We start from the raw sequence: 14,738 nt of genomic DNA, 5'->3' as shown, positions 1-14,738 counted from the left end.
ATGGGCTCCTTACGCGCGGGAGGACATGAGGTCGACGAACCGATCGAACAGGTAGTCCGAATCGTGGGGTCCCGCGGCGGCCTCGGGATGGAACTGGACGGAGAAGGCGGGCACGTCGAGGCACTGGAGTCCCTCGACGACGTCGTCGTTGAGGCACACGTGCGAGACGGTCACCCGGCCCAGGGACTCATCGGCCGGCGCGATCGTCTCCCCGTGGAGGGGGGCGTCGACGGCGAAGCCGTGGTTCTGCGCGGTGATCTCGACCTTGTCGGTCGTCCGGTCGATGACGGGGACGTTGATGCCGCGGTGGCCGAAGGGCAGCTTATAGGTGCCGAAGCCGAGCGCGCGGCCGAGCAGCTGGTTGCCGAAGCAGATGCCGAAGAACGGGATCCGCGCGGCGAGCACCTCGCGCAGCAGACCGACCTGGGCGTCCGCGGTGGCCGGGTCGCCGGGGCCGTTGGAGAAGAAGACGCCGTCGACGCCGAGGGCCTCGATCTCCGCGAAGGTGACGGTCGCGGGCACGACGTGGACGTCGATGCCGCGCTCGGCCAGCCGCTGCGGGGTCATCCCCTTGATGCCGAGGTCGACGGCGGCGACGGAGAAGCGCTTCTCCCCCACCGCGGGCACGAGTTCGGGTTCGGTGACGCTGACCTCTTCGGCGAGCTGGGCGCCGGCCATCGGCGGGGTCGCGAGCACGGTCTCGAGCATGGCGCCGGGATCAGCCGCGGCGGCGGGACCGGAGAAGATGCCCATGCGCATCGCCCCCTTGTCGCGGAGGTGGCGGGTCAGCGCCCGGGTGTCGACGTCCTTGATGCCGACGATCCCCGCCTCGGCGAGGTGGGTCTCGAGGTCGCCTTCGGAGCGCCAGTTCGACGAGATCCGGGAGGCGTCGCGGACGACGTAGCCTGCGACCCAGATCTTCCGGGATTCGTCGTCGGTCGCGTTGACCCCGGTGTTGCCGATGTGGGGCGCGGTCTGGATGACGATCTGCCGGTGGTAGGACGGATCGGTCAGGGTCTCCTGGTAACCGGACATCGCGGTGACGAAGACGGCTTCGCCGACGGTCTCCCCGACTGCTCCGTAGGCGGACCCGGTGAACGTGCGGCCGTCTTCGAGCACGAGGACGGCGGGAGTGGTGGAAAGTCTCATGGTGCCTCTACGATCATCTCTCTGATGCGGTTGACGGTGGGCGCGGTGTCGGCTGCGTAGCGGGCGCGGAAGCCGGTGTCGACGAGGGTCTCGCCGAGGCGCCAGGTGATGCGGACGATGCCGCCGCGTTCGACGAACTTGCCGATCATCCCCGAGGTGGTGTCGACGGAGACGATGTCGGCGCGCGGGATGAGGAAGTCCTCCCGGCCGGCGAGGTCCATGATCACTCCCCCGTCGGTGACGACGAGCTCTCCTGTGGTGCGGATGCCCAGGCCGTGGATGGCGACCCGGTCGAGCGGGTTGCCCGCCGTCGTCGTCGAGACGTAGGAGCCTTCGACGGGGTCGGCGATCGGGGTGATGCCCAGATGCGGTTTGGCCGGGGCGGCGACTTCGGTCTGGCGGCTCTTGCGCCGGGTCCAGCCCCAGGTCAGGGCCAGCATGATGAGGACGACGACGCCGGCGATGATGAGGACGCTCACGCTTCTGTCCATGACGCTCCTGACGGGTGGGGTGTGCTCAGCGCACCGTTGGCGAGGACGCGGTGGCCGTAGAAGAAGGTGTCGGTGACCTTCGTGCTCACCTCGATGCCCGCGAACGGGTTGTTCCGGCCCTTCGTGAGGTGCTCGGCCGGGGTGATCGTGTGCGGGGCCGCGGGGTCGATGAGGACGATGTTCGCACTCGCCCCGGTCTCGAGGCTGCCGTGCCCGGTCGCCCCGGTGATCCGAGCCGGGGCCTGCGACATCACGCGGGCGACGTCGCCGAAGTCGAAGTCGTGGTCGGCCATCGCCGCGACGACGACGGCCAGGGCGGTCTCCATCCCGACCATGCCCATCGCCGCGGCCGACCATTCGCCGCACTTGTGTTCGGCGGTGTGCGGGGCGTGGTCGGTGCCGACGACGTCGATCGTGCCGTCGGCGAGTGCCTCGCGCAGAGCCTGGACGTCGGCGTCGGTGCGCAGCGGCGGGTTGACCTTGTAGACGGGGTCGAAGCTGCGGACGAGTTCATCGGTGAGCATGAGGTGGTGGGGGGTGACCTCGGCGGTGACCATGATCCCGCGCGACTTCGCCCAGCGGATGATGTCGACGCTGCCGGCCGTGGAGACGTGGCAGACGTGTAGCCGGGAGCCGACGTGCTCGGCGAGCAGGACGTCGCGGGCGATGATCGACTCCTCGGCGACGGCCGGCCATCCAGGCAGTCCGAGTTCGGCGGAGACGAGGCCTTCGTTCATCTGCGCGCCTTCGGTCAGGCGCGGTTCCTGCGCGTGCTGGGCGATGACGCCGTCGAAGGTCTTGACGTATTCGAGGGCCCGGCGCATGAGCAGCGGATCGGAGACGCAGATGCCGTCGTCGGAGAACATCCGCACCCGGGCCTCGGAGCGGGCCATCGCCCCGAGTTCGGCGAGTTGGCGTCCCTCGAGGCCGATCGTCACGGCCCCCACGGGCACGACCTCGGTGTAGCCGGCGGTGCGTCCGAGCCGGTGCACCTGCTCGACGACCCCGGCGGTGTCGGCGACCGGTGCGGTGTTCGCCATCGCGTGCACGCACGTAAAGCCGCCGGCCGCCGCGGACTGGGAGCCGGTGAGCACCGTCTCCGCGTCCTCCTTGCCGGGTTCGCGCAGGTGGGTGTGCATGTCGACGAGGCCGGGCAGGGCGATGAGCCCGGTCGCGTCGATCCGCTCGGCATCGGGGCCGAGCAGTTCGGGGTCGACGATCGTGCCGTCGGAGATCGCGAGGGTTCCGCGTCCGCGGCCGAGCACGTCGGCATTCTCGATGAGATAGTCAGTCAATGGTCTCCTCCTGACCGGTCAGCAGGCGGTAGAGGACCGCCATGCGCACGCTCACACCGTTCTCGACCTGGTCGAGGACGAGGGCGCGGGGTGAGTCCGCGGCGGCCGCGGAGATCTCGAACCCGCGGTTCATCGGGCCCGGGTGCATGATGAAGGCCTCCTTCGGCAGGCGGCGCAGCCGTGACTCGCTCAGCCCCCACAGCCGGGAGTACTCGCGGGCGTTGGGGAAGAACGATTCGTGCATCCGCTCGTGCTGGACGCGCAGCATCATCACCGCGTCGAAGTCGACGGATCCGAGTGCCTCGTCGAAGTCGTAGTGGATCGTCACCGGCCAGGTCTGCGCTCCCCAGGGCAGCAGGGTGGGCGGGGCGATGAGGTGGACGTCGGCGCCGAGGCGGTGGAGCAGGTGGACGTTCGAGCGGGCCACCCGGGAGTGGAGGATGTCGCCGACGACGGCGACCTTCGCCCCGTCGAGTCCCAGCCCGCGCGGTCCCTCCCCGGCGGCGCCCGAGGCGGGGAAGCCGCCGAGCGCCCGGCGCAGGGTGAACGCGTCGAGCAGAGCCTGCGTGGGATGTTCGTGGGTGCCGTCGCCGGCGTTGACGACGGGCACGTCGATCCAGCCGGTGTCGGCCAGACGCTGGGCGGTGCCGGCCGCGGAGTGGCGGACGACGATCGCGTCGGCGCCCATCGCGGAGATCGTCTGCACGGTGTCCTGGAGGCTCTCGCCCTTCGACACCGAGGAGCCCTTCGCGGAGAAGTTGAGGACGTCGGCGGAGAGGCGTTTGGCGGCGGCTTCGAAGGACAGGCGGGTGCGGGTGGAGTCCTCGAAGAAGAGGTTGACGACGGTGCGACCGCGCAGCACGGGCAGCTTCTTCACCTCGCGCGTGCTCACCTGGGTCATCTCCTCGGCGATGTCGAGGATGCCGATCGCGTCCTCCCGTGAGAGCGAGGAGGTGTCGAGCAGGTGCTTCATTCGCGGCCTCCCGAGATCGTCACCGCGTCGTGCCCGTCGATCTCGGACAGGGCGACGTTGACGCGTTCGCTGCTCGACGTCGGCAGGTTCTTGCCCACGTGGTCGGCGCGGATCGGCAGGTCGCGGTGGCCGCGGTCGACGAGGACGGCGAGCCTGACCTTCGCGGGCCGGCCGAGGTCGGAGAGCGCGTCGAGGGCGGCTCTGATCGTGCGCCCGGAGAAGAGGACGTCGTCGACGAGGACGACGGTCCGTCCGTCGATGCCGGCCTCGGGGATCCGGGTGGGCTCCGGGGCGCGGTAGGCACCCGAGCGCAGGTCGTCGCGGTACATCGTGATGTCGAGGCTGCCGACGAGGTTCGGCGCGGTGTCGGGACGGTCGGAGATCTCAGCGATATGGGCGCCGAGGCGGTCGGCCAGGGGGACCCCGCGCCGCGGGATCCCGAGGAGGACGAGGTCGTCCGTGCCCTTGTTCGATTCGATGATCTCGTGGGCGATGCGGGTCGTCGCCCGGCGCATGTCTGCGCCGTCGAGCACTGTTCGCTCTGTCATGTCTGCCCTTCTCCGCCTCTCTGGACGGTGGTTAAAGGAGCGTGTCCAGCCCAAGTCTAGCGCGTGGCTCGGGCGGCTGGAGCCGCTGCGTCCGGAGACCGGACGCAGCGGTTCAGATCAGGGTGGGTTTGACGTCGAGGATGCGCGAGAGCAGCCCCGAGACGAAGCCCGGCGAGTCGTCGGTGGAGAACTGCTTGGCCAGGGTCACGGCCTCGTCGATCGCGGCGGTGTCGGGGACCTCGTCGTTGAACAGGATCTCCCACGTGCCGATCTCGAGCAGCGCCCGGTCGACGGCGGGCATCCGCTCGAGCGTCCAGCCCTGAGCGTAGGTGGAGATGATCTCGTCGATCTCCTCCCGCTTCGCCTTCACCCCGTCGACGATCTCGACGGCGTAGGGCTTCATCGGGTAGGCGGGGTCGTTCGAGCGCATCGCCACGACCTCGTCGATGTCGAGTCCCCGCTGTCCGGCTTCGAACAGGAGTTCGAGGGCCCGGCGACGGGCGCGAGAGCGTGCCGACACTTACTTGACGCGGCCGAGGTAGTCACCCGTGCGGGTGTCGACCTTGATCTTCGTGCCCTCTTCGAGGAAGAGGGGAACCTGGATCTCGTAGCCGGTCTCGAGCGTCGCGGGCTTCGAGCCGCCGGTCGAGCGGTCGCCCTGGAGGCCGGGCTCGGTGTGAGAGATCGTCAGCTCCACGGAGGCGGGCAGTTCGACCGACAGCGGGGTGCCGTCGTGGAAGGAGACCTGCAGCTCCTGGTTCTCGAGCATGTAGTTCGCGGCGTCGGCGACGAGGGCGGACGGGATCGTCACCTGGTCGTAGTCCTTCGCGTCCATGAAGACGTAGTCGGAGCCGTCATGGTAGAGGTACTGCATGTCGCGGCGGTCGACGTTGGCGGTCTCGACCTTGGTGCCGGCGTTGAACGTCTTGTCGATGATCTTGCCGGAGATGACGTGCTTGAGCTTCGTGCGGACGAAGGCCGGTCCCTTGCCGGGCTTGACGTGCTGGAACTCCAGCACCTGCCACAGCTGGTTGTCGAGGTTGAGCACGAGACCGTTCTTGAGGTCGTTGGTTGTCGCCACTAATCCGTCCTTCTTCACATCATCGTCCCCGTCGACGCGGTCGCTACGGGTGAGGCTGTTTGCCGATGAACGATTCTACCAAGCCCGCGCAGGCCTCGTGAAACCACGCGGCCTGCGCGGGTGCGGGGCCTCACAGGGCGGGGCCGAGCAGCTTCCGCGGGGACTCCTCGCCGATCTCCTGGTAGGCGGTGTGGAGCAGGGAGACGTCGGGGATCTCCACCGTCGCCGGCGACCCGATATCGGACAGGAGCACCATCCGCAGCATCGACCCTCGGGTCTTCTTGTCCCGCTTCATCGTCTCGAGCAGCTGCGGCCACACATCCGAGCGGTAGCCGGTGGGCAGGCCGAGCTTGGACAGCAGTGCGCGATGCTCGTCGACGACCTCGGCGGGCAGGCTTTTGACCATGGCGGCCACCTCGGCGGCGAAGACCATCCCGACGGACACGGCCGCACCGTGGCGCCACTGGTAACGCTCCTTGTGCTCGATCGCGTGGGCCAGGGTGTGACCGTAGTTGAGGATCTCCCGGCGGCCGGCCTCGGTGAAGTCGCCGGAGACGACCTCGGCCTTGACGGCGATCGCGCGTTCGATGAGTTCGCGCAGCACGGGTCCGTCGACGTCGCCGATCTCCTCCCGCGTGTGATTCCGGATGAGGTCGAGGATGACGGGGTCGGCGATGAAACCGGTCTTGACGACCTCGGCGAGGCCGGTGAACAGCTCGTTCTCCGGCAGGGTGCGCAGGGTGTCGAGGTCGGCGAGCACACCGGCGGGGGCGTGGAAGGAGCCGACGAGGTTCTTGCCCTCGGCGGTGTTGATCCCCGTCTTCCCACCGACGGCGGCATCGACCATGCCGAGGACGGTGGTCGGGATGTGGATGACGCGGATGCCGCGCAGCCAGGTCGCGGCGACGAAGCCGCCGAGGTCGCTCACCGCTCCCCCGCCGACGGTGACGATCGCGTCGGTGCGGGTGAAGTCGGACTGGCCGAGGACCTGCCAGCAGAAGGCGGCGACCTGGATGTGCTTGGCCTCCTCGGCGTCGGGGATCTCGGCGACGATCGCGTCGAGTCCCGTCGCCGCGAGGTCGTCGCGGACCGTCTCCCCGGTCGTGCGCAGGGCCCGGGGGTGGATGACGAGGACCTTCTCCACCTGCGGTCCGAGCAGTTCGGGCAGCTGCCCGAGGAGTCCGTGTCCGACGAGGACCGGGTACTTCCCTCCTGCGTCGACGTCGATCGTGGTCACGCTCATGTGCTCTCCTTCGTCTGTTGGTACTTCGCGTACTCCTCGGCGCGCTGGAGGCCTGTGAGCACGTCGACGATCCGGTTGACCACGGTCGACGGCGGCGAGCTCGAGGCCTGCACGCGGAAGGTCGCGACCTGTTCGTAGAGGGGTTCGCGATCGGTCACGAGCGCGAGCCAGTTCTCCACCGGGGTGCCCGCTCCTTTGAGGAGCGGCCGGTGAGGCGCGTTGAGGCGGGGGGCGACGGTCTCGACGTCGATGTCGATGTGGACGACCTTGATCGCGGGGTGGAGCAGCTGGGCGCGGGTGCCGGAGTTGAGTATCGCTCCCCCACCGAGGGAGACGATGCCGGGCCGGTCGAGGAGACGGCGCAGCGCCCGGCGGACGACTTCGCGTTCGAGCGTGCGGAAGTGGTCCTCGCCGCGGTGTTCGAAGATCTCGGCGATGACGCCGTAGCGGTCGACGATGTTCGCGTCGGTGTCGATGAGCGGCAGGGCCAGGCGGTCGGCGAGCAGTCTGCCGATCGTCGACTTCCCTGCCGCCGGCGGACCGGTGAGCACGATGCGCGAATGCGCGGCGGGCACCGGTTCGAGCGGAGGCACCGGTTTCGGAAGCGGGTGCTCGTTCATCGTCCGATGCGGAGGTTCTCCGGAATGGCGGCGAGGTAGCCCTCGAGGTTCCGCTTCGTCTCCGCCACGGAGTCGCCGCCGAACTTCTCGACGACCGCCTCGGCGAGGACGAGGGCGACCATCGCCTCGGCGACGACACCGGCCGCGGGGACCGCGCAGACGTCGGAGCGCTGGTGGTTCGCCTTCGCCGGCTCACCGGTGGCGACGTCGACGGTCGACAGGGCGCGCGGGACCGTGGCGATGGGCTTCATGGCTGCCCGCACCCGCAGCGGTTCGCCGGTGGACATGCCGCCCTCGGTGCCGCCGGCCCGGTTCGAGGACCTGCGGTAGCCGGAGCCTGCGACGAGGATCTCGTCGTGGGCGGCCGAACCCGGGCGGGTCGCGGTGAGGAAGCCGTCGCCGACCTCGACGCCCTTGATCGCCTGGACGCCCATGAGGGCGCCGGCCAGGCGCGAGTCGAGGCGGCGGTCCCAGTGGACGTGGGAGCCGAGGCCAGGCGGCAGGTCGTAGGCGAGGACCTCGACGACCCCGCCGAGGGTGTCACCGGCCTTCTTCGCGTCGTCGATCTCGGCGACCATGCGGGCGGAGAGGTCGGGGTCGAAGCTGCGCACGGGGTCGCCGTCGAGGGCGTCGACGTCGCTTGCGCGCGGCAGCGGGGCGTCGGCGCCGGGGGCGTTCTCGACGCCGCCGATGGCCACGGTGTGGGAGACCAGGGTGATGCCGAGTTCGGCGAGGAACTTCGCGGCGACCGTGCCGAGGGCCACGCGCATCGCGGTCTCACGGGCCGAGGCGCGTTCGAGGACCGGTCGGGCCTCGTCGAAGCCGTATTTCTGCATGCCGACGATGTCGGCGTGGCCGGGACGCGGGCGGGTGAGCGGGGCGCTGCGGGCCTGACCGTCGAGTTCGGATTCGTCGACGGCGTCGGCGCTCATCACCGTCTCCCATTTGGGCCATTCGGTGTTGCCGACTTCGATCGCCACGGGTGAGCCCAGCGTCTTCGCGTGCCTGACTCCGCCGAGGATGCGGACCTCATCGGCTTCGAACTTCATCCGTGCGCCGCGACCGTAGCCCAGTCGGCGCCTGGCGAGGTTGACGCGGATGTCGTCCCTGGTGATGGGGATATGGGCGGGAAGCCCTTCGATGATCCCGATCAGCGCTTCGCCGTGGGACTCTCCTGCAGTCAGCCATCTCAACATTCCACCGATTCTATAGAACGAACGGTGCCGACACCGACCCCACCCACAATCCGGTCAGCATCGCGGGACCGAACGCGATCGTCACCCCGGCCAGACTGCCGGCGCGCAGTCCCGCGAGGATCGCCCACACGCCGGCGATGAGCATCGTGAGGACGAGGACGAGCGCCGGGGCCCACGGGTCGGCGAGACCGGCTATGCCCGCGACGACGAACGCGAGCTTGACGTCGCCGAGGCCCATCGTGGGGCGTCTGAGCACCCGGCCGAGGAGGTGGAGGCCGCCGAAGAGGGCGAGCCCTGCCGCGGCCCAGGCGAGGGCGAACCACCACCTCGGCGAGGCGCCGAGGAGGATGCCGGTGACGATCGCGGCGCACGTGAGGCCGATGAGGGGGTAGACGATCCGGTCGGGCAGGCGCCGGACGAGGAGGTCGGTGACGATGAGGACCGGGGTGGCTCCGGCGACGGCGCCGAGGAGGAGGGCCGTGAGCGCGAGGTCGATCCGGTTCGGCGCGGGCGGGACGAACGTGGTCCCGCTGCCGGGTGCCGTCGCGGTCCAGGCGAGGGCAGTGAGGAGGTCGGAGGCCACGCTGACGGCGGCGGCCCCGGCGATGAGGACGCCGATGAGGACGAGCACCCACGAGCGGAAGGCGCGGGATCCGGTGACCTCGGCTGAGTGGGAGGCGTCGTGCAGCCAGCGCGCCGGGGTCGTGACGAGGATGATCGCGGTGAGGGTCGCGAGAGCCATGGCCACGACGATGAGCAGGGCCGCGGCAGGCAGTCCGGCCGCGGCAGGCAGTCCGGCCGCGGCAGGCAGTCCGGCCGCGGCGGGCAGTCCGGCCATCGACGGCTCCGTCAGCTCGCGCGGTCGAGGACGGCTGAGTGCATCGCCGCGGCGACCGTCTCCAGCTGGGCGTCCGTCGGTGCGGTGTCCGTGGCGGCAGTGAGGAAGAGCGCGAACTGGGCGACGGCCTGCTCGACGAGCATCGCCGTGCCCGGCACGGGCACGTACCCGTGCGCGGAGGCCGCTGCGAGGAATGCCGAATCGGCGGCGTAGGCGACATCGAGCGCCGCACCTGAGCCCGCATCCCAGCTCAGGGCGGGTTCCGCCTCGGCGGGCAGGGTCGAGATGACGACGCTCGAGGGACGGACCGCGCTCAGCTGTCCGATCGTCAGCGCGAGCCCGAGGCGGTCGGCGAGCTCGGCGGCGGCCTGTGCGCGGGAGGGGTTCCGCACGAGGAGCTCGACCTCGGTGATCCCGAGACGATGGCAGGCGAGCAGCGCCGACCGGGCGGTGGCCCCGGCCCCGAGGATCGTCGCGCGCGACGACGCCCGCCACGCACTGTCGCTCGTCGACCGCGGCGCACTGTCACTGTCCGCCAGGACCGGTGTGAGGGCGCGGACGATGCCGTCGACGTCGGTGTTGGCCACCGTCGGCGGGGTCGTGGCCACATATGTGTTCGCGACCCCCGTCGCCTCGGCGGTCTCCTCGATCCGCCAACCCCGCTCCCGGGCGAGGTCGACGAGGCCCTCCTTGAGCGGCATCGTCAGGGAGAATCCCGTGTGCTCGGGGTGCGAGTCAAGGAAGTCGGCGAGGTCCTCGGAGCCCAGTTCGGCCCGGGTGTACTCCCCGTCGCCCAGCCCGAGGGCTGCGAACGCGGCGCGGTGGAGGGCCGGGGAGAGCGAATGCGCGATCGGCCGGCCGAGCACCGCGGCGCGGACGGGACTCACCCGTTCTTCTCCCGCAGCCACTTCCGGTACTCCTCGACGTTCTTCTGATGCTCTGAGTACGTGTTGGCGAACTTCGTCTCACCCGTGTCGGGGTTGGTCGCGACGAAGAACTGCCACGTGCCGTCGGCGGGGTTGAGGGCGGCGTCGACGGCGCCGGCGCTCGGGGAGTTGATCGGCCCGGGAGGCAGCCCCTTCTTCTTGTACGTGTTGTACGGGCTGTCGGAGTTCCGCTCCTCCTTCGTCGTCGTCAGGTCCGCGCGGGCGCCGAAGATGTAGGCGACGGTGGCGTCGGACTGGAGCAGCTGACCGGTCTGCGACTTGTCGGAGATCCGGTTGAGGAAGACGCGGGCGACCTTCTTCCGGGTCTCCTCGTCGCCGGGCGATTCGACCTCGACGAGGCTGGCGAGGGTGAGGATGCGGTTGGCGTCCTTGTTCGCGATGCCGGCGGTCTCGAGTTCGAGCTTCGTCTTCGCGACCATCTCCTTGACGATGTCCTCAGCGGTCTTCGCCTTGTCGAGGTCGTAGGTGGCCGGGTAGAGGTAGCCCTCGAGGCTGGGGGCGTCGACGTCGAGGCCGTAGTCCTTCGGGGTCTTGTCGTCGATGGCCTTGTCGACCGCATCGGGCTGCATCCCCGATTCGATCATCGTCGCCTTGATCTGTTCGATCTTCCGGCCTTCGGCGATCGTCATCTTCGGGGGTTTGATCGGGTTGACGAGTGCGTCGACGGCGGCCTTCGAACTCATCTCCTTGCGCATGATCACCGGTCCGGCCTGGATCGTGACGTTGCGGCGTTCGACTTCCTTGAGGAAGGGCTTGGAGTCCTTGATCACCCCTTCCTCGACGAACTGGTTCGCCACCGACCGGGCGGAGGAGCCGGGTTGGATCTCGAGGGTGACCTCGCTCGTGCCGTTGCCCTCGTAGTCGGCGCCGCCGCCGAAGAGGTCGTCGACGACGCCGCCGGCGGCGCGGATGCCGAAGAAGCCGCCGAGGCCGAAGACGAGGACGCAGATGAGGACGATGACGGTGGTGCGCCGTTTGCGCATCATCCGCCGCCGTTTCTTCGCTTTGAGCTCTGCGCGTGAGAGCCCTTCGTCTTCCGAGAACTCACCGGGGAACGGAATCATTGCTCACTCTCCTGTGGGGGCAGTTCGCGGCCTGCGGGGCTGCCCGTGTTGCGTTCGGACTCGAGCGCGTTCTGCAGAATGATGACGGCCGCCTGGGCGTCGACGATCTCACGGCGCTGGCGGGAGCTCTTGCCGGCAGCGGCCAGCGAGTTGTGTGCTTCGACGGTGCTGAAGCGCTCGTCGACGAGGCGGATGGGCACGTCGGTGTCGATCCGGCGCGCGAAGTCGAGGGCGGCAGCGGCCGCAGCCCTGGCCGAGCCGTCGAGTGACCGGGGGTCTCCGGCGAGGATCTCGATCGGCTCGTATTCGGCGATGATCTCCTTCAGCTGCCGCAGGGCCGCGGGTTCGTCGGTGCGGCGGACCACGGTGAGCGGGGTCGCGAGGATCCCGTCGGGGTCGCAGGCCGCGACCCCGATCCGCACCGAGCCGATGTCGAGGCCGAGTCGTCGGCCGCGCCGGAATGTCACGTGAGAGCCGCCTTGACCGCGGCGATGGCCGCGGGGATCTGCGTGGCGTCGCTGCCGCCGCCCTGCGCGAGGTCGGGCTTGCCGCCGCCTCCCCCGCCGAGGGTGGAGCTGGCCAGGGAGACGAGTTTGCCGGCCTGCGCTCCCGCGGCCCGGGCCGCTTCGGTGGTGGCGATGACGACGACGGGCTTGCCGCCGGCGACGCCGATGCCGAGGACCACGGCGGCGCGGTCGCTCACCCGGGCACGGAGGTCGGTGACGATCGTGCGGACGTCTCCGCCGCTGGCGACCTCGCCGAGGTCGGCGACGACGAAGAGGTGCTCGCCCACAGTTTCGGCGGCTTCGAGGAAGCGTCCGGCCTGGGCGAGCAGCTGCTGGGAGCGGAGCCTGCCGATCTCCTTCTCCGCGTCCTTGAGCTTCGCCATGAGCTCGGAGACGCGGTCCTTGACGTCGGTGCCGGGCACCTTGAGCATGTCGGAGAGGGCGGAGACGATGGTGCGTTCGGCCGCGAGCGACCGGAACGCGTCCATGCCGACGGCGGCTTCGATACGGCGCACCCCGGAGCCGACGGAGGCTTCGGAGAGCACGGAGATCGGTCCGACCTCCGCCGAGGCGCCCACGTGGGTGCCGCCGCACAGCTCACGGGAGAAGGGTCCGCCGATGTCGACGACGCGGACGATGTTCGGGTACTTCTCCCCGAACAGGGCCATCGCGCCCGAGCGCTTCGCATCCTCGAACGGCAGGTATTCGGTGCCGACCTGGTAGTTCGAGCGCACAGCGAGGTTGGCGACGTCTTCGATCTCGCCGCGCATCTGCGCGCTCGGGGCCTCCGGGTAGGAGTAATCGAAGCGCATGTAGCCGGGCTGGTTGAGCGAACCGGCCTGGACGGCGTGGGTGCCGAGGATCTCGCGCAGGGCAGCGTGGACGAGGTGCGTGGCCGTGTGCGCCTGCGAACCCTGGAAGCGGTGGTCGTGGTCGACGGCGGCGAGCACGTCGGCCCCGACGGGGATCTCCCCATCGACGACCTCGATGCGGTGGGCGGCGAGGCCCTTGACCGGGTTCTGCACGTCGAGGACGCGGGCGGTGAAGCCGTCGCCGGAGATCAGCCCGACGTCGGCGCGCTGGCCGCCGGATTCGGCGTAGAACGGGGTGAGGTCGAGAACGAGGTCGCCGGTCTCCCCGGTGGTGAGCCTGTCCCGGGATTCGCCGTCGACGACGATGCCGCGGATGCGGGAGTCGGCTTCGAGGTCGTCGTAGCCGACGAATTCGCTCGCCCCGTCCTCGAGCAGTGCCGAGTAGGCGGAGAGGTCGGCGTGCGTGCCGCCCTTCTTCGCCTTCGCATCGGCCTTCGCACGGGTGCGCTGTTCGGCCATGAGCGTGCGGAAGCCGGCCTCGTCGACGTCGACACCGTGTTCGGCGGCCATCTCGAGGGTGAGGTCGATCGGGAAGCCGTGGGTGTCGTGGAGGGCGAAGGCGACGTCGCCGGAGATCGTCTTGTCCGCGCTGCCCAGCTTCTCGTAGGCGGATTCGAAGAGCTGCGTGCCGGATTCCAGGGTGCGCAGGAACGCCGTCTCCTCGGCGTAGGCGATGCGCGAGATCCGGTCGAAGTCGGTTTCGAGTTCAGGGTAGGAGTGCTTCATCGCGTTCATCGACACGGGCAGCAGCGAGGGCATGACCTCGGTGGTGACGCCGAGGAGGCGCATCGCGCGCACGGCACGGCGGATGAGGCGGCGGAGGATGTAGCCGCGGCCTTCGTTGCCGGGGCGCACGCCGTCGCCGATGATCATCAGGGCCGAGCGGACGTGGTCGGCGACGACGCGCATCTGCACATCGGAGTGGTGGTCGGAGCCGTATTCGCGGCCCGAGAGGCGGCTGGCCTCGGCGATGACGGGGAAGACCTCGTCTATCTCGTACATGTTCTCCACGCCCTGGAGGAGGAATGCGACGCGTTCGAGGCCCATGCCGGTGTCGATGTTCTTCGCGGGCAGTTCGCCGGCGATGTCGAAGTCGACCTTCGTGCGAACCTCGGAGAGTTCGAATTCCATGAACACGAGGTTCCAGATCTCGATGTAGCGGTCCTCGTCGGCGATCGGTCCGCCTTCGGCGCCGTAGGCGGGGCCGCGGTCGAAGTAGATCTCCGAGCAGTAGCCGCCGGGTCCGGGTTGGCCGGTGTGCCAGAAGTTGTCCTCGTTGCCGCGCAGCTGGATGCGCTCACGCGGGACCGAGGTCTCTTCGAGCCAGAGGTCGATGGTCTCGAGGTCGTCCTCGTGGACGGTGGCCCAGAGCAGGTCGGGGTCGAAGCCGAGTCCGCCTTCGGCGGTCGGAGCGGTGAGCAGTCCCCACGCGTAGCGGATGGCTTCGCGTTTGAAGTAGTCGCCGAAGGAGAAGTTGCCGTTCATCTGGAAGAACGTGCCGTGGCGGGTCGTCTTGCCGACCTCTTCGATGTCGGCGGTGCGCACGCACTTCTGCACGCTCGTGGCGCGGAGGAAGGGGGCGGGCTCACGTCCGGTGAGGTACGGGATGAACTGCACCATGCCGGCGATGTTGAAGAGGATCGAGGGATCCGAGCTGATGACCGACGCCGAGGGCACGACGACGTGTCCGTTCGCCTCGAAGTAGTCGAGCCAGCGCTGTTTGATCTCTGCCGTCTTCATCCATGGCCTTTCACGTGGTGCGTCGTGGCGCGGTGCGGGTGTCCGCGCTGCGTCTGTGCTGGTGCGTGCGTTCGCGCACCGATTCCAGACTAGTTTAATTGCTCACCATCACATTGTGGTGTGCGGTGATGGCGGATTCGGTGACCGCCTCTGCAGGCTCGCAGTGCGGCAGCCT

15 protein-coding genes are annotated in these 14,738 nt (G+C 69.4%); all 15 read right to left on the bottom strand.

The genetic code is table 11. The features are described from left to right. Positions 1 to 9: 9 nt before the first annotated feature. Complete coding sequence (carA, locus tag AAHA49_RS04080; RefSeq protein WP_342037292.1) at positions 10 to 1,149, bottom strand: glutamine-hydrolyzing carbamoyl-phosphate synthase small subunit; 1,140 nt, start codon at positions 1,147 to 1,149, stop codon at positions 10 to 12. Beyond that, on the bottom strand, positions 1,146 to 1,640 hold the full coding sequence (locus AAHA49_RS04075; RefSeq protein WP_339392737.1) for a PH-like domain-containing protein: 495 nt from the start codon (positions 1,638 to 1,640) through the stop codon (positions 1,146 to 1,148). The genes carA and AAHA49_RS04075 overlap by 4 nt, the downstream gene beginning before the upstream one ends. Then, positions 1,625 to 2,935, bottom strand: coding sequence for a dihydroorotase (locus tag AAHA49_RS04070; protein ID WP_342037291.1), 1,311 nt, complete (start codon positions 2,933 to 2,935; stop codon positions 1,625 to 1,627). The genes AAHA49_RS04075 and AAHA49_RS04070 overlap by 16 nt, the downstream gene beginning before the upstream one ends. Next, complete coding sequence (locus AAHA49_RS04065; protein ID WP_342037290.1) at positions 2,928 to 3,908, bottom strand: aspartate carbamoyltransferase catalytic subunit; 981 nt, start codon at positions 3,906 to 3,908, stop codon at positions 2,928 to 2,930. Before AAHA49_RS04065 ends, AAHA49_RS04070 begins: the two co-directional genes overlap by 8 nt. Next, a complete protein-coding gene (gene pyrR, locus AAHA49_RS04060) occupies positions 3,905 to 4,456 on the bottom strand; it encodes a bifunctional pyr operon transcriptional regulator/uracil phosphoribosyltransferase PyrR (RefSeq protein WP_342037289.1) in 552 nt (183 codons plus the stop codon). The genes AAHA49_RS04065 and pyrR overlap by 4 nt, the downstream gene beginning before the upstream one ends. A gap of 112 nt (positions 4,457 to 4,568) precedes the next feature. After that, positions 4,569 to 4,976 carry a transcription antitermination factor NusB gene (nusB, locus tag AAHA49_RS04055; RefSeq protein WP_339392741.1) on the bottom strand — a complete coding sequence of 136 codons (408 nt, stop codon included), beginning with the start codon at positions 4,974 to 4,976 and terminating at the stop codon, positions 4,569 to 4,571. Next, complete coding sequence (gene efp, locus AAHA49_RS04050) at positions 4,977 to 5,537, bottom strand: elongation factor P (RefSeq protein ID WP_339392742.1); 561 nt, start codon at positions 5,535 to 5,537, stop codon at positions 4,977 to 4,979. It lies immediately after the preceding gene. 130 nt (positions 5,538 to 5,667) lie between these two features. Further along, positions 5,668 to 6,780, bottom strand: coding sequence for a 3-dehydroquinate synthase (gene aroB, locus AAHA49_RS04045; RefSeq protein WP_342037288.1), 1,113 nt, complete (start codon positions 6,778 to 6,780; stop codon positions 5,668 to 5,670). Further along, positions 6,777 to 7,400, bottom strand: a complete 624-nt coding sequence (locus AAHA49_RS04040) for a shikimate kinase (protein WP_339392744.1) — start codon at positions 7,398 to 7,400, stop codon at positions 6,777 to 6,779. The genes aroB and AAHA49_RS04040 overlap by 4 nt, the downstream gene beginning before the upstream one ends. Continuing rightward, complete coding sequence (gene aroC, locus AAHA49_RS04035) at positions 7,397 to 8,596, bottom strand: chorismate synthase (protein WP_342037287.1); 1,200 nt, start codon at positions 8,594 to 8,596, stop codon at positions 7,397 to 7,399. The genes AAHA49_RS04040 and aroC overlap by 4 nt, the downstream gene beginning before the upstream one ends. A 10-nt stretch (positions 8,597 to 8,606) precedes the next feature. Then, entirely contained in the window at positions 8,607 to 9,434 is an 828-nt protein-coding gene (locus tag AAHA49_RS04030; protein WP_342037286.1) for a prepilin peptidase, read from the bottom strand. A gap of 11 nt (positions 9,435 to 9,445) precedes the next feature. Continuing rightward, positions 9,446 to 10,321 carry a shikimate dehydrogenase family protein gene (locus AAHA49_RS04025; RefSeq protein ID WP_342037285.1) on the bottom strand — a complete coding sequence of 292 codons (876 nt, stop codon included), beginning with the start codon at positions 10,319 to 10,321 and terminating at the stop codon, positions 9,446 to 9,448. Next, complete coding sequence (mltG, locus tag AAHA49_RS04020; RefSeq protein ID WP_342037284.1) at positions 10,318 to 11,445, bottom strand: endolytic transglycosylase MltG; 1,128 nt, start codon at positions 11,443 to 11,445, stop codon at positions 10,318 to 10,320. The genes AAHA49_RS04025 and mltG overlap by 4 nt, the downstream gene beginning before the upstream one ends. Then, positions 11,442 to 11,912 (bottom strand): Holliday junction resolvase RuvX, encoded by a 471-nt coding sequence (gene ruvX / locus AAHA49_RS04015; protein WP_342037283.1) that lies wholly within the window; start codon positions 11,910 to 11,912, stop codon positions 11,442 to 11,444. Before ruvX ends, mltG begins: the two co-directional genes overlap by 4 nt. After that, entirely contained in the window at positions 11,909 to 14,563 is a 2,655-nt protein-coding gene (gene alaS / locus AAHA49_RS04010) for an alanine--tRNA ligase (protein ID WP_342037282.1), read from the bottom strand. Before alaS ends, ruvX begins: the two co-directional genes overlap by 4 nt. Positions 14,564 to 14,738: the final 175 nt, after the last annotated feature.

It is taken from the genome of Brevibacterium ammoniilyticum (assembly GCF_038429965.1).
GTDB lineage: Bacteria > Actinomycetota > Actinomycetes > Actinomycetales > Brevibacteriaceae > Brevibacterium > Brevibacterium ammoniilyticum.
This window is presented reverse-complemented; position numbering and strand designations above follow the sequence as displayed.

What these genes read in the sequence shown, in the direction of transcription:
- carA (WP_342037292.1), bottom strand. Translation starts at nt 1,149, where the DNA reads ATGAGACTTTCCACCACTCCCGCCGTCCTCGTGCTCGAAGACGGCCGC.
- AAHA49_RS04075 (WP_339392737.1), bottom strand. Translation starts at nt 1,640, where the DNA reads ATGGACAGAAGCGTGAGCGTCCTCATCATCGCCGGCGTCGTCGTCCTC.
- AAHA49_RS04065 (WP_342037290.1), bottom strand. Translation starts at nt 3,908, where the DNA reads ATGAAGCACCTGCTCGACACCTCCTCGCTCTCACGGGAGGACGCGATC.
- pyrR (WP_342037289.1), bottom strand. Translation starts at nt 4,456, where the DNA reads ATGACAGAGCGAACAGTGCTCGACGGCGCAGACATGCGCCGGGCGACG.
- aroB (WP_342037288.1), bottom strand. Translation starts at nt 6,780, where the DNA reads ATGAGCGTGACCACGATCGACGTCGACGCAGGAGGGAAGTACCCGGTC.
- AAHA49_RS04040 (WP_339392744.1), bottom strand. Translation starts at nt 7,400, where the DNA reads ATGAACGAGCACCCGCTTCCGAAACCGGTGCCTCCGCTCGAACCGGTG.
- aroC (WP_342037287.1), bottom strand. Translation starts at nt 8,596, where the DNA reads ATGTTGAGATGGCTGACTGCAGGAGAGTCCCACGGCGAAGCGCTGATC.
- AAHA49_RS04030 (WP_342037286.1), bottom strand. Translation starts at nt 9,434, where the DNA reads ATGGCCGGACTGCCCGCCGCGGCCGGACTGCCTGCCGCGGCCGGACTG.
- mltG (WP_342037284.1), bottom strand. Translation starts at nt 11,445, where the DNA reads ATGATTCCGTTCCCCGGTGAGTTCTCGGAAGACGAAGGGCTCTCACGC.
- alaS (WP_342037282.1), bottom strand. Translation starts at nt 14,563, where the DNA reads ATGAAGACGGCAGAGATCAAACAGCGCTGGCTCGACTACTTCGAGGCG.